This is a genomic window from Frankia sp. R82, from assembly GCF_023716925.1.
GTDB lineage: Bacteria > Actinomycetota > Actinomycetes > Frankiales > Frankiaceae > Frankia.
This window is the reverse complement of the sequence record NZ_JAMQQG010000017.1, coordinates 1-20,828: the sequence shown is the minus strand read 5'-3', so window position 1 is coordinate 20,828 and position 20,828 is coordinate 1. Positions and strand designations below refer to the sequence as shown.

The following is a 20,828-nucleotide window of genomic DNA, read 5'->3' as shown; positions in this document are numbered from 1 at the left end:
CGGGGGGCTCGGTACGGTGGCGCGGTGACGACTGCGCAGGACGTGACCCGCCCGCCGGCCCACCGCGATCGTGGAAAGGTCGGCATCTGGAGCGGCCAGTTCGACTTCTCGCCGGCCGGTGTGGTCCGCGAGGCGATCATGGAGCTCGACGAGCTCGGCTACCCCGCCCTGTGGACGGGCGAGGTCAAGGGGCGCGAGGTGCTGGTCACCGCGAGCCTGGCGTTGGCGGCCACCACCCGGATCACGATCGCCACCGGGATCGCCCAGATCCTCGCACGTAATCCGCTGACGATGACCGCGGCCCAGCTCGCGCTCACCGAGGCCTTCCCGGGCCGGTTCCTGCTCGGCCTCGGGGTCTCGCACGCCGAACTGATGCACATCCGCGGTGCCGCCTACACCCGGCCGTTGTCCCAGATGGCCGCCTACCTCGACGAGATGGACCGGATGGCGGCCGAGCAGTACCGGGCCGTCCCACCGGCCGACGCCCCGCCGCGGGTGCTGGCCGCGCTCGGTCCGAAGATGCTCGGCCTCGCCCGCGACCGCGCCGACGGCGCCCACACCTACTTCGTCCCGCCGGAGCACACGGCGTCGGCCCGCGAGATCCTCGGTCCGGCCAAGCTGCTCGTCCCCGAGCAGGCGTTCGTCCTGCACACCAACCCGGACGAGGCCCGCGAGCTCGCCCGCCGGCACACCGGCTCCTACCTGCGGCTGCCGAACTACACCGGGAACCTGCGCCGGTTCGGGTTCACCGACGACGACTTCGCGGACGGCGGTTCCGACCGGCTGGTCGACACGATCGTCCCCTGGGGCGACGCGGACGTGCTGCTCGGACGGGTCAAGGAGCATCTCGACGCCGGCGCCGACCAGGTGGCCGTGCAGGTGCTCGACTTCGACCGACGTGGCCTGCCCCGCCGGCAGTGGCGCGAGCTCGCCCCCGCCCTGCTCGCACAATGACGCCGCCCGGCGATGGGTCGGCGTCTGCTGGTGGGTCGGCGTCTAGTGGTGGGTCGGCGTCTAGTGGTGGGTTGGCGTCCAGCGGTGGGACGGCGTCTGGCGGTGGGACGTGGACCGGCCGTGCGCCGCGGGCCGGTCGTGCGTGGGTGGCCAGACCTGTGTCGGCGACCGCCCGCCTGGCCCTGGCCGGTGCGGTGGGATTAGTCCTGACGCTGACGGCCTGCTCGCTGCCCTACGGCGATGAGGACGATCCGACCCCGACCCCGACCCCGACCGTCTCCGCAGTCGTGGGTGGGGTTGCGACGGCTGCTCCCACAGCTGCGGGCTCCGCGCCGGTCGGCGGTGGTCCGCGTCGGCCGAGCGGGCAGCCGGTCACGATCGCCTTCGGTGGGGACATCCACTTCGCCGGGGCGCCCGGGCAGCGCCTCGCCGCCGATCCGGCGACGGCGGTCGGGCCGCTGTCGGCCACACTGTCGGCGGCCGACCTCGCGGTGGCGAACCTGGAGACCGCGGTCACCGACCGTGGCACCGCGGCGCCGAAGGAGTTCACCTTCCGTGCTCCCGCCACCGCCTTCGACGCCGTCCGCGCCGCCGGTATCGACGTCGTGAGCATGGCGAACAACCACGGCATGGACTACGGCGAGGTCGGCCTGCGCGACTCGCTGGCAGCCGCCTCCGCGGTCCACTATCCGGTGATCGGCATCGGCCTGGACGACACCAGCGCCTTCACCCCCTATCGGACGACGATCAGGGGGCAGCGGATCGCGGTGATCGGCGCCACCCAGGTCCTCGACGACGAGCTGGCCGCCGCCTGGACCGCCGGCCCCGGCAAACCCGGCCTCGCCTCGGCCAAACAGGTCGACAAGCTGGTTGCCGCCGTCCGGGCCGCCCGGCTGACCGCGGACACCGTGGTCGTGTTCCTGCACTGGGGTGTGGAGCAGCAGCAGTGCCCCGGCGACGCCCAGCGCGCCCTCGAACCGCTACTGACCGCCGCCGGCGCCGACATCGTCGTCGGCAGCCACGCCCACGTCGTGCTCGGTGGCGGCTGGGCGAGCGACGGTGCCTACGTCGACTACGGCCTGGGAAACTTCGTCTTCTACGCGTCCGGATCCGGCCCCAACACCGAGTCCGGGGTGCTGCGACTCACCGTGGCCGGCCGCGCGGTCACCGCCGCCACCTGGGTGCCCGCCCGCATCTCCGGCGGCGCCCCCCGCCCCCTCACCGGCACCGCCGCCACCCAGGCCCTCGCTCACTGGAACGCCCTACGCCCCTGCACCGGCCTGTCCGCCACCCCACCCTGACGTCGGGGTCGGCTGTGTGCCTACGGCGACGCCCCTGAGGGGCCCAGCAGCCGATCGAGATGGCCGGAGAGGATGCGGCGAGCCTCCTGCGTGGTCCGGCTACCGGCTTCGAACACGGCAGCGACGTCGACGACCGACTGCTTGCCTTTCTCGACTCCACTCAGGACGACGCGGCGCGCAGATAGCTCCCCACTCCGTACCGTCCGCACTCCGTACCGTCCGCCATGCGGGTGGCGGCCCAGCTTCAGGCGGAGGATTCGGCCGCGATCGCGCAGCTCGCGCAGGTGCCGTAGATCTCCACGGTGTGGGCGACGTTCACGAAGCCCTCGGCCGCGGCCACCGCCTCCGTCCACTGTTCGATCTCAGGGCCGGCGATCTCCACCGTCCGACCGCAGTCGCGGCAGACCAGGTGATGATGGTGGGCCTCGGTGGCGCAGCGTCGATAGACGGTCTCGCCGTCGTCGCGGCGGAGCATGTCAACCTCGCCCCGGTCGACCAGCACCTGCAGATGGCGGTAGACGGTGGTCAGCCCGACCGCCGTGCCCTGGGCGCGCAGCCGGGCATGCAGGTCCTGGGCGCTGGTGAAGGCATCGGTCTCGGTGAGCGCGGCGCAGACGGCGTCACCCTGGCGGGTCGCCCGCACAGTCGTGCCGCGCGCGGGCGCCCCGCGGCGACCCGGCGGCCTGCCGTCGTCGTCGGCGATACGCACCGGCGTTCCCTCGGACATTTTCCTATCTTCGCGCGTGGATTGACCGGCTGTCGCGTTTCGCCGGCCCGATGTGGGCAGTGACCTGGGGTTGGCCGACCTACTGCGCAGACACGGCGGTAACAGCTCGGACCAGGCCGGCCGGGCCGGTCCGAGCGGTCGACGTGGTCGAATGGGTCGGGCAGCGACGTAGACCGTACAGAGTCCCGGTGAGTTCGAAGGTGCGGTGTGACGTCGTGCACCAGCCATCCCGACGCAGCTCCGCGAGTTCCAGCGCAGTGCCCCTCCGGTCGTAGGCGAGGACGAACAGCAGCACCCCGCCACCGGCACGAGGCGGGCGCGACCGCACCGCGGCGGCCACGTCGCCCGGACGGGTCGTACCGGCCCGGTTGGTGGTACCGCCCTGGTCGCCGATCGCGGGGAGGAAGGTCGTCGCCGAGCGCGGGATCCGTCCCGTGGGTGTCCCGCCGGTGTCGTCGCTGAGCTCCATGCCATACAGCCAGCCGGCCCGCGCGAGCCGGCCGCCGACGACCACCGTGTCCCCGGGCCGGTACTGCGCCCGGGCGGCGACCGTCGCCGCGACCATACCGTCGATCGGACGCACCGCCCCCCGCTCACGCCACAGCTGGCCGAGCCCACCCACGGCACTCACCGGCACCGCCACCAGCCCCACCAGACACAGCACACACGCCACCGCCGCCACGGCTGAACTCGCCGGGGCAGTCCCTCCCGGGTCCGCCCCGCCGGTGGCCGTGGTTGCTGCTCCCGCGTCCACGGCCACCGCTGTGGCTGTGGACGCGGACGTAGGTTGACCGCCCGACGCGGCTCGGCGGGTGATCCGCCGCCGGGCGGTGGACAGCAGTTCGTCCGCGCCGGCCGCCGCGACGATCACCAGCAGCGGGACGACGAACAGGTTCGTCCGACAGGCGCCGAACGGCCAGTACCGGGCGCCGCTGGCCGCCAACACGAGCAGTTGCGCGCCACCGAGAGCGGCCAGCAGCGTCGCGCCGCCGGGACGCCGCCACAGCACCCGGATCCCGACCACGACGGCCACCGTCGTCGCGACGCCGACCACTGTCGTCAGCGTCCGGTGTCCCTCAAGCAGGGAGTGCACCAGGTTGGGGTCGTACCGGTCGATGCCCGGCGGGGTGCCGCCGAGGGTCGCGCGTACCTGGTCGGCGACGAAGCGGAGGCCACCGAGCAGCCCACGGTCGGCCAGGAACTGGTCGTCCCAGAAGTGGCTCACGCGCTGGCCGGACTGGTGTCCGACGAAGAGTTTCACGTGGATCCCCGCGATGACCAGCGCCGGGATCGACCGCCAGGCGCCACGACGCTCCCGGATCACGTCCCGGACGACCAGCGGAAGCAGCAGGAACACCGCCGGCAGCGAGACCAGCGTCAGCGTGCCGGCGAGCGTGCGGTTGCGCGGCCGGTGCCCGGGCGCGGACCACAGCGCGAGGATGGCGAGGGTCACGACGGCGTCCAGTACGTACGGCTTGAGCTGGGTGCCCGAGTCGACCACGGTGCCGCTGCCGGCCATGGCCAGGGCGGCGCCGAGAGCCGGGATCACTGCCATGAACCGCCGGGCGGTGAGGTACGTCCCCGCGGCCAGCACCGGCAGCCAGCCGACCGACCCGACCAGCCGGAGCGACCAGGCATGCCAGCCGAGGAGCTCGCCGGCAAGCCGGGTCAGGGCGATCGACCCGAGCGACGACGGGGCGTTCGCCACCCCAAGCTCCGACCAGAACCGCGCCGCCGGCTCACCCGCGAAGTGCGGTCGCCAGAGCTCGTCGTACCACAGCGGCCGGCCGATCCGGGTGTGCAGCGCGATCTCCACCCCGATGACGACCCCGGCGAGCACGAATGCCACGAGGACGTCCCACCGGTCGCGCTCGACCGCGCGGTCAGTCCCGCGGTGCGGCAAGCCCGGCCGCGAACCCGACGACCAGCCCGGCCGCTGGCCCGGCAACCAGCCCGACCGTGAACCCGGCACCAGGCCGACATGGTGGTCGACGCTGCCGGGCAGGTCCTCGCGAGATTCATCCACAGGTTGTCCACAGGATGCGTGCATCCTGTGGACAACCTTGCTGGTAGTGCGGATAGGGCCTGGGTTGTTCACGGTGTCGGTGATGCCTGCCAGGACGGAGGGGGGCTGGGAGGGGGCCGGGACCGGAGGTTCGGGCGGCGTCGATGCGGAAGAGCTGCCTCGGCCCACCCCCGGTCCACCTCCTGTCTGGTCCGGCACCGCTTTCACGCAGCGTCACCTTACTGTGTGTCTATTTTGTCGTTTTTCTGCGTGACTGGGAGGCGTGCTGCTCGCGCTGTGGGGCCGCGCGGACGATGTGTCCCCACAGAAAAAACAGCAACTATTTCGATCGTGAGCGGAGAATATCGATGACCACTATGTCTCGATCGAGAAAGGGAGTCGTGGTTGCCGAGAGTGTGCGATAACACCCAGGGCTATCACGTGCGTACTTTATGTCGCCTCGGGCGGGCCCTTGGGTACCTCGGTCACCTCGGGCTCGGGCAAGGTGGGAGAAACGGCCAGGGCTAGGGCTGCTTGTAGTAGGCGAGGAACCGGTCGATCCGGCCGACGGCGTCGGTGAGGTCGGCGACCGAGGGGAGCGTCACGATCCGGACGTGGTCGGGGCGCGGCCAGTTGAAGCCCGTGCCCTGCACCAACAGGATGTTCTCCGCGGCGAGCAGGTCGAAGACGAACTGCTCGTCGTCGTCGATCGGGTAGACGTCCGGATCGAGGCGGGGGAACGCGTACAGTGCGCCGCGCGGCGGCACGCAGGTCACCCCGGGGATGGCGCCGAGCAGGCGGACGACCGTGTCGCGCTGTTCGAGCAGGCGCCCGCCGGGCAGCACGAGGTCGCCGGCGCCACCGTCCTCGGCCAGGGCGGCGACGACGGCGAACTGGCCGGGGACGTTCGCACACAGCCGCATGTTCGCCAGGATGTTCAGACCCTCGATGTACGAGGTGGCGCGCTCGCGCGGGCCGGACAGCACCATCCAGCCGGCGCGGAACCCGGCCAGGCGGTAGGCCTTCGACAGGCCGTTGAAGGTCATGCACACGAGGTCGGGGGCGAGTGACGCCGTCGAGGTGTGCTCGACGCCGTCGTAGAGGATCCGGTCGTAGATCTCGTCGGACAGCAGCATCAGCCGGTGGCGACGAGCGATCTCGATGATGCCCTCGAGCACCTCGCGGTCATAGACGGCGCCGGTCGGGTTGTTCGGGTTGATCACCACGATGGCCCGGGTGCGCGGGGTTACCTTGCGCGCGAGGTCGGCGAGGTCGGGCGCCCAGTCGGCGGACTCGTCGCACAGGTAGTGCACCGGACGGCCACCGCAGAGGCTGACCACCGCCGTCCACAGCGGGTAGTCGGGCGCGGGCAGCAGGACCTCGTCGCCGTTGTTGATCAGTGCCTGCAGCGACATCATGATCATTTCGGAGACGCCGTTGCCGAGGTAGACGCTGTCCGGGTTGATCCCGACGATGCCCTTGCGCAGGTGGTAGCGCACGACGGCCTCGCGCGCGGCGATCAGACCCTTGGAGTCGCTGTAGCCCTGGGCGTCTGCCAGGTGTGCCATGACGGACTGGAGTACCTCCGGCGGTGCGGAGAAGCCGAACGGCGCGGGGTTGCCGATGTTCAGCTTGAGGATGCGCGTACCGGCCGCTTCCAACCGGGTCGCCTCGTCGAGGACCGGCCCGCGGACGTCGTAGCAGACGTCGGCGAGCTTGTCGGACTGGGAGAACTCCATTTACCTAGAGTAGGTGGGGCGTCCAACAGTTTTCTCGCGGGCCACCGGTCGGCTCGCCGACTCACCCCCGACGAGGGACCGCGCGACCAGGGAGATGACGAAGAACACCGCGACACTCAACACGATGGCGCCGCCCGCGGCCACGTTCCACTGCTCACTGACGGCAAGGCCGGCCACGCCCGAGACCACACCGATGGCGATCGCCAGCGCCGTCATCGTCCCGGCGCCCGAGCACCACAGCCGGGCCGTGGCCGCCGGCCCGACGATCAGCGCCACGGCCATGATCGTGCCGACCGCCGGCAGGGACGTCACCACCGTCGCCTCGATCATCAGCAGCAGGACGAGATCCAGCACCCGGACCGGGTAGCCGGCGGCGGCGAGCGCACCGGGGTCGAACGCACCCAGCAGCAGCTCCTTGCGCAGCCCGGCGAGCAACCCGAGGACGACCACCGTGGTGATCGCGGTGACCACGATGTCGCTCGGCGAAACGGTGAGCACCGAACCGACCAGGAACGCGGTGAGATCGCGGCTGAAGCCGTTGCGGGTGGACATCAGCGCGAGCCCGAGCGCGAACCCGCCGGACAGGACGACCGCGGTCACGCTGCTCGTCTCCCGGCCGCGGCTGGCCCCGCGGGCACCCGACAGCAGCGCCACGACCGCGACGACCAGCACCCCGAACAGGCCCGCGCCGAGCACCAGCCCGACGCCGAACAACGCGGCCAGCACCACCCCCGGGAAGGTCGCATGGGTGAGCGCCGTGGTGAGGAAGGCCAGCCGCCGCAGCACCACCTGGACGCCCACCGCGCCACACAACACCCCGAGCAGCACCACCTCGAGCAGCGCACGGCGCACATACCCGTCACCGAGCGAGCTGAACAGGGTCACCGGGCCACCGCCATCACCGGGCCACCAGCCATCACCGGGCCACCGGCATCCGGCGGACCAGCGCGCGGTGCAGGCCGCGGCCGAGCAGGGCCAGCGCGTAGCCGGCGACGAGGACCAGCACGATCGTCGCCCCGGCGGCGAGCCGAACCCCGTGGTCGATCGAGGCCGAGTAGCTGGCGGCGAGCCCCAGCCAGGCACCGAGCAGGCCGAGGCCGGCGGACACCGCGACGATGACGGGCAGCCGGTCGGAGATCAGCCGGGCCGTGGCCGCCGGTACCACCAGCATGGCGATGACGAGCACCGTGCCGACCGCCTGCACGGAGGCGACCACCACCAGCGCGATCAGCATGTTCCCGACCAGGTCGAGCAGGGTGATCCGGTAGCCGGACGCCCGGGCCCACTCCCGGTCGAACGCACCGGCCAGCAGTGGGCGTCCCAGGACGAGCAGCACCAGCACGGCGAGCACCGCCACCGCGGCGGTGACCAGGATGTCGTCCCGGTCGATCGTCAGGACGTGGCCGAACAGGAACGCGGTCAGGTCGGCGGTGTAGGAACGCTGCCGGGAGACGAGCACCACCCCGACGGCGAAGAACGAGGTGAGCAGCACGGCGAGGGTCGCGTCGTCGCTGACCCGGGTGGTCGAGGCGATCAGGGTGAACAGCCCGGCGGCGAGCACCGCGCAGACCAGCGCCCCGGGCACGATCCCGGCCTGCCCGGACACCAGAAAGCCGATCACCACCCCGGGAAAGACCGTGTGGGTGATCGCATCGGTGAGGAAGGCCAGACGCCGGACCAGCACATACACCCCGATCGCGCCGCACAGCGCACCGAGGATCAACGCCTCCACCAGTGCCCGAGCCAGATAGGGCGCGCCGAACGGGTCGATGAGCAGACCGGTCATCACCGGGTGAGGATCAGGCCGTGATCCCCGAGTTCCAGGGCGGCTCCGCCGTAGGCCTGGCGCAGCAGCGACGGGGTGAGCACGTCGGCGGGCGGGCCGAAGGCGAACTGGCGCCGGTTGAGCAGGCACACCCGATCACAGGTCGACTGCGCGAGAGTCAGGTCATGAGTGGAGATGATCACTGCCGCGCCGCGGGCGGTGAGGTCACGCACCGCGCTCAGCAGCGCCTCCTGGGAGACGGCGTCGACACCGTTGAACGGTTCGTCGAGCACCAGCGCCGCGGGCTCGGACGCGATCGCCCGGGCCAGCAGCACCCGCTGGCGCTGCCCGCCGGAGAGCAGGCCGAACCGGTCGCGCGCCCGGTGCTCAAGGCCGACGGCGGCCAGGGCGGCCTCGGCGGCGGCCCGGTCAGCCCGGCCCGGCGAGCGCAGCCACCCGATCCGCCGGTAACGCCCCATCAGGACGACCTGGGCGACGGAGATCGGGAAATCCGGATCGAGGGTGTCCGCCTGGGGCACGTAGGCGACCTGGCGGCGGGCCTGCGCCGGGGTGCGGCCCAGCACGACGATCGAGCCCTCGACCACCGGCACCAGGCCGAGCACGGCCTTGATCAGGCTCGACTTGCCGGCCCCGTTCGGCCCGACCAGGGCGACGATCTCCCCGGGTCGCACCGTGCCGTGGACCTGTTCGACCGCCGGAAACCGGTCATAGGCGACGCTCGCGTGGATGAAGGCGATCGCAGCGTCGCTGACCGGCGGTGGCATGCCGCTAATTGAAAACGGTTGTCGATGCCGATGTCAAACGCGGCACGGCTCACCGGCGATCGGCGCCGTGGGACGATCGGTGAGCCGGGGTCACTCGGCGGTGCGCCCGGCGCGTTCGAGCAGGCGGCGCAGCTCGCGGCCAAGGGAACGCGGCTCGCCGAGCGGCTCGTCGAACACGATCCGCACCGGGTGGGCACCGGTGGCATCCACCCGCCACAGGTCCATGCCGTACCGGTCGAGGCTGCTGGCGTGGGCGCCCGCGATGTCGCCCTCGGGGGAGCGGCCACCGCCGACGAGCTGGCACATCTGCTCGGCGTGCCGAGTGTTCAGATGATCGATCAGCTCCGGGGCGTAGGCGTCGATGAGATCCGGCTCGGCGAGGGCATACGTCGCCAGGTCGATGCGGTGCCCCACCGTCGAGCTCGACCAGCGCCGCACCCGGCCGGCCTGGTCTGCCGGCGGAAGGCAGAGCACCACCTCGTCCACCGAGACGGCGAGCATCGCCAGCCCGTCGGCGACGGCGTCGATCGGGTCGACGGAGCGACCGAGGTCGGCCAGCCGACACAGGATCTGCGCGATGGTGCCCGGCACCACCCGAAGGGTGCCAGCGAGGATCAGCCGCTCACCGCAGTGCCCCGGCACGTCCACCCAGCTGCGCCGGCCGCTGCGGGCGGCCTGCGCGGCCCGCCCGTCGGTGCGGGCCACCAGCAGCGGTTCGCCGCCGTCATCGATCATGCCCACCCAGCCGCGGGCCCGCTCGCAGGGCAGCGTCAGCAGTGCGGTGCGCCCACCCGCGAGCACCGTCCGCGCGCGGCGGGCGAGCATCGTTATGTCATCGTCGCTGGTCAGGTCGGCCGCATCGGCCGTGCTCACCACACCGTCGACACCACCGCGGCCATCCTCACCCACCGGGTCGGTCTCGCCCACGAGCGCCTCCATCGCAACCCCAGGCCATCAAGTTAGGTTTACTTAAGTCGCTGTTCGGCTGGGGGTCAAGTGTCGCGGTGCACCGTGGTGCCGGAAGTCGTGCGAATGTGGTCCTGCTGTCCGCGGTTCCCGGTCTGGGCCGACCGGGGTCTTCTGTGTGGCCCGGGGCTTCTAGGCTGTCTGGACGATGGATGTCTCGCCCTCGAGGAGGAGGTGCCGGTGATCTTCAGATTGGTCGGAGACGGTCGCCCGTACCCCGAGCACGGCCTTGGTCAGCGGGACTGGGCTGCCATACCCCCACGCCAGGTCCGGCTGGACCAGCTCATCACGACGAAACGCGTGCTCGCGCTGGACGTTCTGCTCGACGAGGACTCGACGTTCTACGGCGACCTGTTTCCCCACGTGATCGAATGGGGCGGCGCCCTTTACCTGGAGGACGGCCTGCACCGAGCGGTGCGGGCGGCGTTGCAGCAGCGCACGTCGATCCACGCTCGGGTGTACGTCCATGCCGGGCCCCGACTGAGCGACACGGCCCGGTCCTCCGTCGCCCGATAGCCGTTTTCACCCGTTCCTCGGCACATCGGCACCCCCCAGAATAGTGTAATACTGCTCACACTGTCGGCTGGGACGCGGCCGCGTCGGCGCGTACCGCCATCTCGGTGCTCGGACGCCTGGAATCGCGATCACTCGGCCCGGTAGGAGACGTAGGCGTTCTCGCCGACCTTGGCGAACAGGTAACCCGGGCAGCCGGACGACGGCCTGTGCGCCATGACTGGTCGCCAGACAGGGGAGCGCATCACCATCTTCAGTCGTCCACCGGCCGTGGAGATCGCCGTGCTGTCGGTCACGTCCGGCCGGTCCAACCGCTCGTACCAGCCGCCGCAGTACCGGATTTCACCGGGCCGGGAGGTCCAGGCCGGGGTGTGGAAAAACCACAGAAGGTAAGCCGTCCGCATCAGCAGGACGAGTACGGCAAGGATCATCAGGGAACGAATGATGTTTCCCACTCGTCCGGGTGCGAGAATGGGGCTCACAGAAACGGCAGCCTACGGGTATCCCCCGGCTGCATGACCATCCACCCTCACCCGGCTGATGGTCGGTGGCCGGCCGTGGCCGGACGGTCAGCCGCGCAGATAGGCGAGGACCGCCAGGACCCGGCGATGGTCCGCGTTGCTCGGCTCCAGGCCGAGTTTCGTGAAGACGTTCGAGATGTGTTTCTCCACCGCGCCGCCACTGACCACGAGATGCGCCGCGATCGCGGTGTTCGAGCGCCCCTCGGCCATGAGCGTCAGAACCTCGCGCTCACGCGGGGTGAGGGTGCGCAGTGGATCGTCCCGGCGGTGGCGCACCAGCAGCTGGGCGACGACCTCCGGGTCCATGACGGTGCCGCCCGCGGCCACCCGGCGTACGGCGTCGACGAACTCCCGTACGTCCGCGACCCGATCCTTGAGCAGATAGCCGATGGCCCCGGCTCCGTCGGCGAGCAGTTCGGCCGCGTACTGCTTCTCGACGTACTGGCTGAGCACCAGCACCGGGGAACCGGGGACCTTGTCCCGGGCCGTGATGGCCGCCCGCAGCCCCTCGTCCCGGTGCGAGGGAGGCATCCGCACGTCGACCACAGAGACGTCGGGCCGGTGCTCCAGTACGGCGGTGACCAGCCCCGGGCCATCGCCGACGGTCGCGACCACCTCGCAGCCCGCGTCGGTGAGCAGGCGGCGCAGACCCTCGCGGAGCAGGACCGAATCCTCGGCGATGACAACTCGCACAGTCGGTGAGCGTACCGGGGACGGCTGGCCGACACCTGAGGGTATAGCGGTCTGTCGGACCGACATGGCAAGCTTGCGCATTGTGGGGACGGGTTGGTCGGCGAGGCCGGGTTGGTCGGTGAACGGGGGCACGGCGCGCCTCGGCCGGGCAGCCACGTTCGCCGCATCCTCGGTCAGCCTCGCCTGGGTCGCCCATGTGACGGGTGGGGCCGGTCGTCCCGGCCTCGTCGTCACGGCTGTCGCCTTCGGGCTGCTCACCAGGCTCGCCTTCGGCCTCGGCAGCCGGGAGCGCGGGCTGCCGGCGCTGCTGTTCGGCGTGGCCGCCGCCCAGCTGGCACTGCACGTCGCCTTCCGGCTCGCGCAGCCACACACCAGCGTGGCCCAGGCCGCCCGGACCGACCCGGTCACCGCCGGGTTCGATCTGCCCGGGATGGGCATGCCCGGGATGCACCATGTGCCCGGGATGGGCATGGCCGGGATGCACCACGCGGGCGGGGTGGACATGGCCGGCGCGGCACATCTGGCCGGGCTGCCGGCGCTGCTGACCAGCCAGATGCTGCTTGCGCACGCGGTCGCGGCGCTGGTGGTCGCGGTCTCGTTGCGGCGGGCCGAACGGCTGCTGTGGTGTGTCAGGAGCCTTGCGTCGACGTCGCTGGTCAGGCGCCTGTTCGAACGGATCGCCGGGTGGTCGCAGCGGCTGGTCGGAAAGGTTCCGGCCCGGCCACCGACCCTGCGTGCCGCCAGCCCCGGTTTTTCCCCCCGGCCGCACACCCGGCCGCTGGGTCGCGCCGCCCGCCGCCGCGGTCCGCCCCTGCCAGCCCTGCCGTAGGGGCGAGGGCGACAGGCGTCGATGGAGTTGGGTCGGCGCGCGCACTGTCGCGGTGGCAGAGCTGCCACCGGGGTCGTATCGGCATGTCCGTCGCACCGGTGACGGCAGTGTCGATGCGAGGTCTCGTTTCCCCTGCGGTGATGTCTCGGTCGCACCATTTCCGGACTTCCGTCCCCGGGCGCTGTCGTGTGTCGCGGGGACATTCGAGGGGTTTTCCATGCAGGCAGGTATTTACCGGTCACGGCGTTTTCCGCGTATCGCGGTGCTGACGACGGTCGGCGCGGCCGCACTGGCCGTCGCGGTGGCGCCGGCATCGGCCCACGTCTCCGTCGCACCGTCGACGGCGGCCCCCGGTGCCTACACCACGTTGACGTTCAAGGTGCCCAACGAGGAGGACAGCGCCTCGACCACCGGTCTTGACGTCCAGCTGCCCACCGACGCTCCGATCGCCTCGGTGTCGGTGCAGCCGAAGGCCGGCTGGGACTACAAGGTCACCAGGTCGAAGCCGGCGCAGCCGCTGCGCTCCGACGACGGCGAGGTCGACGAGGTGGTCAGCCGGATCACCTGGACCGCCGCCCAGGGCAACCCCGGGATCAGACCGGGCGAGTTCGACACCTTCAACGTGTCCGCCGGGCCACTGCCGACCACCGCCGGCCCGGTCGCGTTCAAGGCCCTGCAGACCTACTCGGACGGCAACGTGGTGCGCTGGGTGGATCTCGCCGCGCCGGGTCAGGCGGAGCCGGACCATCCCGCCCCGACGGTCGCCATCACCGCCGCCTCGGCGGCAGGCTCGGGTTCGGCAACCGCCCGGACCTCGAGCACCGGGACCGACCCGCAGCCGACCGCGGTCGCCGCCACCAGCAGTGACCGTGGCGATGACGGGACGGCCCGGACGCTGGGCATCATCGGCATCGGGCTTGGCGTGATCGCGGTGGGACTGTCCGCGGTCTTCGGGATTCGCGCGTCGCGGCGGCGGGCGTAGCCGTCCGTGCGCAGATTCGCGGTGGTGGTCATGGCGGTGGTCGCCATGGCCACCACATCCGTCGGCCTGGGGATCGGGGTCACCCCGGCGTCCGCCCATGCCCTGTTGACGAGCACCGACCCGCAGGGCGGCGCGGCGCTGGCCACCCCGCCCACCCGGGTGGTGCTCTCCTTCAGCGAGTCGATCCGGGTGTCGGGTGACTCGATCCGGGTGCTCGACCGGGCCGGAAACCGGGTTGATCTCGGCCATGCACAGGGGGGTGCGCGGGCGTCCCAGGCGATGGTGGTGCTGCGGGCCGGGCTGCCGGTGGGCACGTATGTGGCGAGCTGGCGGGTGATCTCCGCCGACAGCCATCCGGTGTCGGGCGCGTTCGCCTTCGGGGTGGGGGGCCCGCCGGATGCCGGCGCAGCCCGTGCCGAGGGCACCACGTCCGGCTCCGCCGTGGTCGGGTTCCTGTTCGGGGCGGCCCGCTTCGCCGGGTACGTCGGGGTCGGCGTGCTGCTGGGCGCCTGCCTGTTCCTCGTCCTGCTGTGGCCGGCGGGGCTGCGAGCCGCCGGCAGCGGGCGGCTGCTGGCGGCGGCGTGGGGGCTGGCGGTCGCGGCGTCCGCGGCCCAACTGCTGCTGCAGGGTCTGTACACCTCCGGGTCGGGCCTGGGCGGGATCGTGCACTGGTCGCACCTGTCGACCACGCTGGACGAACGGTTCGGCCATCTACTGCTCATCCGGCTGCTCGCGCTGATGCTGGCCGCGCCGCTGCTGCGCCAGGCCGCCCGGATGGGTCGGCCCGACCTGTGGCGGCGCGGTGAACTGGCGGCGCTTGGTCTCGCGGTCGCGGTGAGTCTCGCGGCGATCGGGCACGGCGGTGTCGGTGACCTGGTCGGGTTGTCGGTGGTCAGCCTGACGGTGCACGTCCTGGCCATGTCGGTCTGGATCGGCGGGTTGGCGGTCATCGTGGTGCTGCTACGGACCGCCTCGGCGGCCGAGATCGGGGCGGTACTGCCCCGGTGGTCCCGGCTCGCCATCGGTGCGGTCGTTGCGATCGTGGTCAGCGGGCTCGTGCAGAGCTGGCGGGAGATCGGCTCCTTCGCGGCCGTCATCGACACCGGCTATGGCCGGATGGTGCTCTACAAGGTCTGGTTCGTCCTGGGCATGCTCGGCGTGGCGGCGCTGGCCCGGCAGTGGGTGCGTCGGCACTACGGCTCGGCCCGGGTTCACCCCGTCGGCGCCGCGGCTGGTATCGAGGCCACCGGGCCGGACGCCACCAGCAACGCCGGCCCGGACGCTGGTGCTGAGGGCGGGGTGGACGGCGGCCCTGGCCGGCTCGGCGGGTTGCCGGGAGCCGCGGCGCTGGCCGGGCTGCGGCGGGGGATCGTGGCCGAACTCGCGCTGGCGGGTGTGGTCCTCGGGCTTACTGCCACGCTGGTCAACATGGTGCCGGCCCGAACCAGCTACGCCCCGCCGTTCCACGGCAGCGCGTTCGCCGGGCCGATGACGGTGAAGGTCCGGATCGCCCCCACCCGGATCGGCGCGGAGTCGATCGACGTGTACGCCTATGCCCCCACCGGAAAACCACAACGGCTGGTCGCCGCGCAGGCACAGCTTTCCCTGCCGGCAAGGAGTCTCGGGCCGTTCACGGTGCCGCTGGACCTCGCCGAGACCGGCCATGTGCGCAGCGACGATCTGCAGGTCCCACTGTCCGGTTCGTGGCAGCTACGCCTGAGCCTGCGTCTCAACGACTTCGACGAGTACGCAACCACGCTGGTCTACACCGTGCGTTGAGCACGGATCCCGGCGTTACCGAGGTCGCGGCGTCATACCGGGATGGGCGGCTGCACGCGGACGGTGCTGGCCGGTGCCGTCGGGGTGCTTGTGGAGCTACCCTTGCCCGTCCCGGATTGCGTCGTGCCCGAGCCCGATCCACTGCCGCTGGACGATGGTGCGCCGGATGATGGTGCGCCGGATGATGGTGCGCCGGACCCCGCACCACCCACTCTCGTGCCGCCGGACGGCGTGGCCGTGGTGCGGGGGGTCGTCCCGGTGGCCGGGGTGCTGGTGGCCGGGGTGCTGGTGGCCGGAGACGACCTGCGGGGCTGGGCCGGAGTCGGGATGCCGGTACCGATGACGCCCGGTGAGGTGGAGGAACCCGGTGAGGTGGAGGAACCCGGGGAAGTGGAGGAACCCGGTGCGGGTGGTGCACCGACGTTGCCCGGCGTCGTCGGCGTGACCGTCGGGGTGCCGTGGAGCGGGAGACCCGCCGAGGTGGACGTTCTCGGCGTGGTGGTCGCCGGTGTGGCCGTACCTGGGTTTGTCGCGGGGGGACGTACCGCGTTCGACGTCGGTGACGTCGGTGACGTCGGCGGTGTCGGGGACGAGCCGCTGGAGCCGTGCGGGGTGAGCTCGGGCGTACGACGGACGTCCCGGGCGACCGGCTCGATGATGTGCGGCACCCGGTGGTGGGGCACGTCGGCCTGGCTGGTGTAGGCGCCGGCCACCGTCGAGGCGGCGGCCGGACTGTCATCGCCGGGGTGGCTGTTCGGCGCGGCGGGCGCGCGCGAGGGCCGGGTGAGGGCCGAGGGCGACGGCTGGCTCACCACGGCGATCCGGTTCTCCGAGACCAGCGCAGGATCGTTGGCGGGCCAGTTCATCGCCGCGGTCAGGCTGACGGCGGCGACGGCCAACACGGCCGCGGCGGCCATCGCCGAGCGGGTACGCCACGGCGCCAGGGACGCAAGGGTCGACGGGCCGACGGGTTCGTCGCTGTCGGTGTCCACCCGCATCAGGGGGAGCTCGCGCACCGCGGCATGTGGCACGGCTGTCTGCGCCGTGTCGGCGGTGCCGGCCGCCTGGGGGAAACCGGTGTCCGCGTCAGCGGGGGCCGTAGTACCGGGCGCCGGGACCTGCTTGTGAAGGCTGATGGTCGCCGTCGACGAGTCGTGGAACTGCGCTGCGCTCCCGGGCACCGCGGCCGGTGCCATCGATCGGCCGGCGGCCAGGAACGCCGAGGCCTCGGCGGCCCGCCGGCTGGCGGCCGCCTCCGCGACGGTGGCGGCGCGGTCGAAGGTGCGGGCAAGGCCCACCCGCAGGCTTGCGGGGGCTGGCACGACCGCACCGAGCAGCAGGTCCTCCGGCGGTACCCCGTGTGGTACCGGGACGCTGCGGGCCTGCGGGGAACCCGACCAGGCCAGTGCGCTGCCGCGGGCCAGTTCCAGCAGCCACGACCGCAGCCTCGCCGGATCGCTCAGCGGATTGAGCCGGGTGCGGGCGACCAGGGCGAAGGCCGTTCCCGCCGCCGCACGAGCGACGGTCGGATCGCCCAGGATCAGCAGGCACATGGAGAAGACATCGTCCGCGTAAAGATCGTAAAGGTCGTCGAAGGCCGGTCGATCGCCACGGCGGACACGGGCCACGAGGTCCGCGTCGTCATCCATACTCTCGCGTCTCCCGGTGGACTAGCAGCGGGCCCGGATCGGGGTGGATGACGCTCATGCTAGGAGGCGGCCCGCAGGGACAGATGAACGTTGTGAGGATTTTGTTGTCGTCGATTCGACACCTGGTATCGCTTGACCACAAGAGATGAAGGCGTTTCGGGGCTTTGGTGGAACTATGTGCGCATGATGCGGCTTACACCGGGAGCCGCGGAGGCCCGCCCGCGCGGGGAACTAGTCACAAAGGTGGCGAATAAATAGTTCATTGGGGAGGTGGGTGACTTTACCTCACCGATCTGGCGCAGGTTGCCGTTCCGAACGGCATCGGCCATTCGTCACCCTGCGCCGGATCGCACCACGATTGCCATGTCGCCGGTATGCCGGGCGACAAATTCGGCTGGTCCGGGCGATCAGGACGTCGGTGGCTGCAGCGCCAGCTTCGCGGTCGCGGTTGCGGTCTTGCCGTCCCGGGTGTAGGTGACCTCGACCTCGTCCCCGATGGCATGCGAGCGCACGGCCGCGATCAGGGAGTCGACATCGGGTATCGCCCGGTCGCCGAGCTTCGTGATCACATCGCCGACGCGCAGGCCCGCGCTCTCCGCCGGCCCACCTGAGACCATCGTCCGGATCTGGGCGCCGGTGCCGCTGGCGGCCGTCGAGCGGGTGTTCTCGTCCGCGGTGGAGGCTGCGACCCCGAGGTAGGGATGCTGGGCGCGGCCGGCGGTGATCAGCTGAGTGGCGACCGACTCGGCGTAGTTGCCGGGAATGGCGAATCCGACCCCGATGTTCCCGGACTGCTGGGCGCTGCCGAACGGGCTGCTACCCCCGCCGACCGTCGCGATCGCGCTGTTCACGCCGATGATCTCGCCGCGGCTGTTGACCAGCGGCCCGCCGGAGTTACCCGGGTTGATCGGCGCGTCGGTCTGGATCGCGTCGAGAACGGTGTTCTGCTGGTCCTGCACCGTGGAGTCACCGGTGCGCACCGGGCGGTGCACGGCACTGACAATGCCGGAGGTCACCGTCCCGTTGAGGCCGAGCGGGCTGCCGACCGCAACGACAAGCTCACCGATGTTCAACGCGTCGGAATTACCGAACGTCGCGGCGGTCAACCCGGAGGCGTCAATCTTGATGACGGCGAGGTCGGCACTCGGGTCGGTGCCCACCACCTTGGCCGAGAAGGTACGGCCGTCCTGCAGGGTGACCGTCAGGGACCCGCCGTCGGACGCGCCCGACACGACATGGTTGTTCGTCAGAATGTGACCGTCCGCGCGAATGATTGTCCCGGAGCCGGTGCCGGACTCGCTGCTGGATTCCTCGGAGATCGTGACCACACTCGGCAGGATCTTCTTCGCGGCCGCCGAGACGGTGCCCGACGCCGCGGGAGACGTGCCACCGGCCGTGGACGAGGTGTGCTCCAGGCCGGCGGTTGTCACGACCGTGCTGCCACCGTCGTCACCAGCCACCATCGCCCCGACCGCCCCACCGACTCCGGCCGACACCAGCGCGAGGGCGAGCCCCGCGGCCACGAGCCGGCGCCGCCGCAACGCCACGGTGCCGTTCGATCCGCCCGGCGCCGGGCCGGAGGCGAGGCCGTACGGACCGCCCTGGCCCTGCGGCACCGAGGGCGACATGTGCTCACTGCTGGGGAACTGCCCGGTCGGGGGATAGCCGCCCCCCGTCGGCGCGGAACCCCACTGGCTGGTCCAGGGCGCGGGGGCAGCGCTCGGACCACCCGGCGGTGGCCCGTACGGGCCACCGACAGGGCCACCGGGCCCGTTCGGCGCGCCCGGCCCGCTCGGCCCACCGGGACCGCTGCCCGGACCCTGCGGACGTGAACCGGGAGCGCCTGAGCCTGCGGGGCCGGCCGGCGATCCCCAGCCCCCCGTCGACGGACCTGACGGGGGATGGGGACCGCCGGGCGGCGTGGAGCCGTCCGCCGGGCGATAGGGGTCGGCCGGGTGCGGCTGTGCTGCCTGCGACCCGAATCCGCCGACGGCGGGCGGGGCCCAGGGGGACGGCGAGTCGTGCCCGGCGCCGGACCCCTCCCGGCCGTCACCCGGCTGGGCTTCATCGGCGTTGTCGCTGAAGGGGGGACGCGGTGTCATGGTTGGCACTTTCCCTTGCGAGCCTGAGCGATACCTGAATGCCGACCAACGTTCGGGTTAGTGAGCGTCCGCGTCGGGGCCGGCGGGCCGTCTCCGGACGAGGCGCGGAGTCAGGCGTCGCTGCGGCGTGTCGCCAGTAGATCACGGATTTCGGTCAACAGCCGAGCCTCGTCCGTCAGCACGGGGTCCTCCTGCGGGGTTACCTGGCCACGGGCCCGACGGTCGGCGAGGGTCTTCAGCGGTAGGACGACCACGAAGTAGATCACGGTTGCGACGGAGAGGAACGCGATGACGCTGTTGATGAACGCGCCGTAACGGAAGATGCTTCCGTTGATCTTGAAAGTGAGGGTGGCGAAGTCCGGCTTGCCGAAGATCGCGGCGATCAGTGGCGTGAAGATGTTCGCCACCAGTGACGTGACGACCGCGGTGAACGCCGCGCCGATGACCACGGCGACGGCCAGGTCGACCACGTTCCCGCGCATCAGGAACTGTTTGAAGCCCTTCACTGTGCTCTCCCCCCAGGAGGTTGCTGCTATGGCGGTGCTTGCAGGGATGTCATGGGAGGATATCGATGCACGTTAGAGGGTATCCGACAAGGCGTGTATGTCCCTGATGGGCCGTTGTCAACTAGGCGCGCGCAACGTCCCGGCAAATCCGTGGTACACCGGTGGGACGAACGAATGCATACAGCGGCTCGGGATCGGAGGTCGTCTGGTGACGGACGGTGCGCGACGGGCCGGCTGGGAGGAGGATCAGCGCCCGCCTTCCCCTCGTCGCCCCAGCGGCGACGGACCACAGGGACACTCTCATTCTCGGGGTCGGCCCGATCGGTACGGCCCGAGCGACGCGGGTTATGGCCAGCCCGGTTCCCCGGCCGTCGGCTATGACCCCGCGGACCGCGGCCCTGCGGATCGCCCCGCGCCGGCCGGATGGGGCCCCGACGATCGCCAGGTTCGGCCCGGCGATCCGGCTGCGACCGGCGGCTACCACTCCGGTTACCCGGCCAATCCCGGTTATCCGGCCCGGCCTGGTTACCCGTCGGCGCCCGGTCGCCCGAGTCAGCCAGGCCAGCCGGCCCGGTCTGGTTTCCCGACCTCCTCCTACGGAGCCGCGCCGGCCGGAGGCGAAGATTACGGGCCGCCCGGCGCGCTCTATGGCCGCAGCCGTGGCTCTGACCGCTCTGACCGCCCCGGGGCGCCCGTCCCCGCCTCGTTCCGCCCCGAGCCCGCCGTCCCGCCCGGACCGTTCCTGCCAGGGCCACCCCGGCCCGGACACGGGCCGTCGGGATACCCACCGCCAGGGGCGTCATCGTCCGCTTCGCTGCCCTCGGGCGCTGCGCCCCCACCTGCCCCGGCTCCTGCTGCGTCCACGTCCCCTGCCGGCCCGGCAGGGCCCGGCACGACGTCAGTGCGCCGAGCCCTGGTGCCGCCCGTCGGGGGGCGGCGTAGCGGTACGACCAGTAGCCGGGCCGCCCGCGGCGGTGCCTCCGGCAGCCGGGCCGCCCGTGCCGCCGCGGCC

General features: G+C 71.7%; 19 protein-coding genes. 7 read left to right on the top strand and 12 right to left on the bottom strand.

Features of this window, described 5'->3' with window-relative positions; genetic code table 11:
- Positions 1–24 precede the first annotated feature (24 nt).
- The 3 genes from ND747_RS04985 to ND747_RS29195 all read left to right on the top strand — a co-directional run bounded on the left by ND747_RS04985 (position 25) and on the right by ND747_RS29195 (position 2,440).
- Positions 25–954, top strand: a complete 930-nt coding sequence (locus ND747_RS04985) for an LLM class F420-dependent oxidoreductase (RefSeq protein ID WP_251732170.1) — start codon at positions 25–27, stop codon at positions 952–954.
- A 146-nt stretch (positions 955–1,100) separates the two neighbouring features.
- A complete protein-coding gene (locus ND747_RS04980; protein ID WP_251732169.1) occupies positions 1,101–2,255 on the top strand; it encodes a CapA family protein in 1,155 nt (384 codons plus the stop codon).
- 59 nt (positions 2,256–2,314) lie between these two features.
- Positions 2,315–2,440, top strand: coding sequence for a hypothetical protein (locus ND747_RS29195; protein ID WP_285900017.1), 126 nt, complete (start codon positions 2,315–2,317; stop codon positions 2,438–2,440).
- Positions 2,441–2,499: 59 nt separating this feature from the next.
- Here ND747_RS29195 and ND747_RS04975 read toward each other — a convergent pair whose 3' ends face one another.
- The 7 genes from ND747_RS04975 to ND747_RS04945 form a co-directional block, all read right to left on the bottom strand.
- Positions 2,500–2,982: a Fur family transcriptional regulator gene (locus ND747_RS04975; RefSeq protein WP_251732167.1), complete on the bottom strand. Its 483-nt coding sequence runs from the start codon at positions 2,980–2,982 to the stop codon at positions 2,500–2,502.
- Between the two features lie 79 nt (positions 2,983–3,061).
- Positions 3,062–5,008, bottom strand: a complete 1,947-nt coding sequence (locus tag ND747_RS04970; protein ID WP_251732165.1) for a hypothetical protein — start codon at positions 5,006–5,008, stop codon at positions 3,062–3,064.
- Between the two features lie 503 nt (positions 5,009–5,511).
- Complete coding sequence (locus tag ND747_RS04965) at positions 5,512–6,726, bottom strand: pyridoxal phosphate-dependent aminotransferase (protein WP_251732163.1); 1,215 nt, start codon at positions 6,724–6,726, stop codon at positions 5,512–5,514.
- Positions 6,727–7,611 carry a metal ABC transporter permease gene (locus tag ND747_RS04960; RefSeq protein WP_251732161.1) on the bottom strand — a complete coding sequence of 295 codons (885 nt, stop codon included), beginning with the start codon at positions 7,609–7,611 and terminating at the stop codon, positions 6,727–6,729.
- Between the two features lie 31 nt (positions 7,612–7,642).
- Entirely contained in the window at positions 7,643–8,512 is an 870-nt protein-coding gene (locus ND747_RS04955) for a metal ABC transporter permease (protein WP_251732159.1), read from the bottom strand.
- The gene (locus ND747_RS04950) at positions 8,512–9,276 is read right to left on the bottom strand and encodes a metal ABC transporter ATP-binding protein (protein ID WP_251732157.1); all 765 of its coding nucleotides are present in this window, start codon (positions 9,274–9,276) and stop codon (positions 8,512–8,514) included. The genes ND747_RS04955 and ND747_RS04950 overlap by 1 nt, the downstream gene beginning before the upstream one ends.
- Positions 9,277–9,366: 90 nt before the next feature.
- Positions 9,367–10,203: a DUF2470 domain-containing protein gene (locus tag ND747_RS04945; protein WP_308204560.1), complete on the bottom strand. Its 837-nt coding sequence runs from the start codon at positions 10,201–10,203 to the stop codon at positions 9,367–9,369.
- Between the two features lie 219 nt (positions 10,204–10,422).
- Between ND747_RS04945 and ND747_RS04940 the strand changes: the two genes are divergently transcribed.
- Complete coding sequence (locus ND747_RS04940; RefSeq protein ID WP_251732155.1) at positions 10,423–10,758, top strand: type II toxin-antitoxin system VapB family antitoxin; 336 nt, start codon at positions 10,423–10,425, stop codon at positions 10,756–10,758.
- A 128-nt stretch (positions 10,759–10,886) separates the two neighbouring features.
- On the opposite strand, the gene ND747_RS04935 is transcribed toward ND747_RS04940, so the two are convergent.
- Together ND747_RS04935 and ND747_RS04930 are read right to left on the bottom strand one after the other, a co-directional pair.
- Positions 10,887–11,237, bottom strand: a complete 351-nt coding sequence (locus ND747_RS04935; protein ID WP_251732153.1) for a hypothetical protein — start codon at positions 11,235–11,237, stop codon at positions 10,887–10,889.
- An 87-nt stretch (positions 11,238–11,324) separates the two neighbouring features.
- Positions 11,325–11,969, bottom strand: coding sequence for a response regulator transcription factor (locus ND747_RS04930; protein ID WP_251732151.1), 645 nt, complete (start codon positions 11,967–11,969; stop codon positions 11,325–11,327).
- Between the two features lie 118 nt (positions 11,970–12,087).
- Here ND747_RS04930 and ND747_RS04925 point away from each other — a divergent pair, with 118 nt between their 5' ends.
- The 3 genes from ND747_RS04925 to ND747_RS04915 all read left to right on the top strand — a co-directional run bounded on the left by ND747_RS04925 (position 12,088) and on the right by ND747_RS04915 (position 15,559).
- Complete coding sequence (locus tag ND747_RS04925; RefSeq protein WP_251732149.1) at positions 12,088–12,798, top strand: hypothetical protein; 711 nt, start codon at positions 12,088–12,090, stop codon at positions 12,796–12,798.
- 217 nt (positions 12,799–13,015) lie between these two features.
- Positions 13,016–13,780, top strand: coding sequence for a YcnI family protein (locus ND747_RS04920; protein ID WP_251732147.1), 765 nt, complete (start codon positions 13,016–13,018; stop codon positions 13,778–13,780).
- A 30-nt stretch (positions 13,781–13,810) separates the two neighbouring features.
- Positions 13,811–15,559, top strand: a complete 1,749-nt coding sequence (locus ND747_RS04915) for a copper resistance CopC/CopD family protein (protein ID WP_251732145.1) — start codon at positions 13,811–13,813, stop codon at positions 15,557–15,559.
- Positions 15,560–15,591: 32 nt separating this feature from the next.
- Here ND747_RS04915 and ND747_RS04910 read toward each other — a convergent pair whose 3' ends face one another.
- From ND747_RS04910 to mscL, 3 genes are all read right to left on the bottom strand, one after another.
- Positions 15,592–17,208 (bottom strand): RNA polymerase subunit sigma-24, encoded by a 1,617-nt coding sequence (locus tag ND747_RS04910; RefSeq protein ID WP_251732143.1) that lies wholly within the window; start codon positions 17,206–17,208, stop codon positions 15,592–15,594.
- Between the two features lie 407 nt (positions 17,209–17,615).
- Positions 17,616–18,836 (bottom strand): trypsin-like peptidase domain-containing protein, encoded by a 1,221-nt coding sequence (locus ND747_RS04905; protein ID WP_308204559.1) that lies wholly within the window; start codon positions 18,834–18,836, stop codon positions 17,616–17,618.
- 584 nt (positions 18,837–19,420) lie between these two features.
- Positions 19,421–19,816, bottom strand: coding sequence for a large conductance mechanosensitive channel protein MscL (gene mscL / locus ND747_RS04900; RefSeq protein ID WP_251732140.1), 396 nt, complete (start codon positions 19,814–19,816; stop codon positions 19,421–19,423).
- Positions 19,817–20,828: the final 1,012 nt, after the last annotated feature.

What these genes read in the sequence shown, in the direction of transcription:
- ND747_RS29195 (WP_285900017.1), top strand. Translation starts at nt 2,315, where the DNA reads ATGGCCGGAGAGGATGCGGCGAGCCTCCTGCGTGGTCCGGCTACCGGC.
- ND747_RS04975 (WP_251732167.1), bottom strand. Translation starts at nt 2,982, where the DNA reads ATGTCCGAGGGAACGCCGGTGCGTATCGCCGACGACGACGGCAGGCCG.
- ND747_RS04965 (WP_251732163.1), bottom strand. Translation starts at nt 6,726, where the DNA reads ATGGAGTTCTCCCAGTCCGACAAGCTCGCCGACGTCTGCTACGACGTC.
- ND747_RS04955 (WP_251732159.1), bottom strand. Translation starts at nt 8,512, where the DNA reads ATGACCGGTCTGCTCATCGACCCGTTCGGCGCGCCCTATCTGGCTCGG.
- ND747_RS04950 (WP_251732157.1), bottom strand. Translation starts at nt 9,276, where the DNA reads ATGCCACCGCCGGTCAGCGACGCTGCGATCGCCTTCATCCACGCGAGC.
- ND747_RS04920 (WP_251732147.1), top strand. Translation starts at nt 13,016, where the DNA reads ATGCAGGCAGGTATTTACCGGTCACGGCGTTTTCCGCGTATCGCGGTG.
- ND747_RS04915 (WP_251732145.1), top strand. Translation starts at nt 13,811, where the DNA reads ATGGCGGTGGTCGCCATGGCCACCACATCCGTCGGCCTGGGGATCGGG.
- ND747_RS04910 (WP_251732143.1), bottom strand. Translation starts at nt 17,208, where the DNA reads ATGGATGACGACGCGGACCTCGTGGCCCGTGTCCGCCGTGGCGATCGA.
- ND747_RS04905 (WP_308204559.1), bottom strand. Translation starts at nt 18,836, where the DNA reads ATGTCGCCCTCGGTGCCGCAGGGCCAGGGCGGTCCGTACGGCCTCGCC.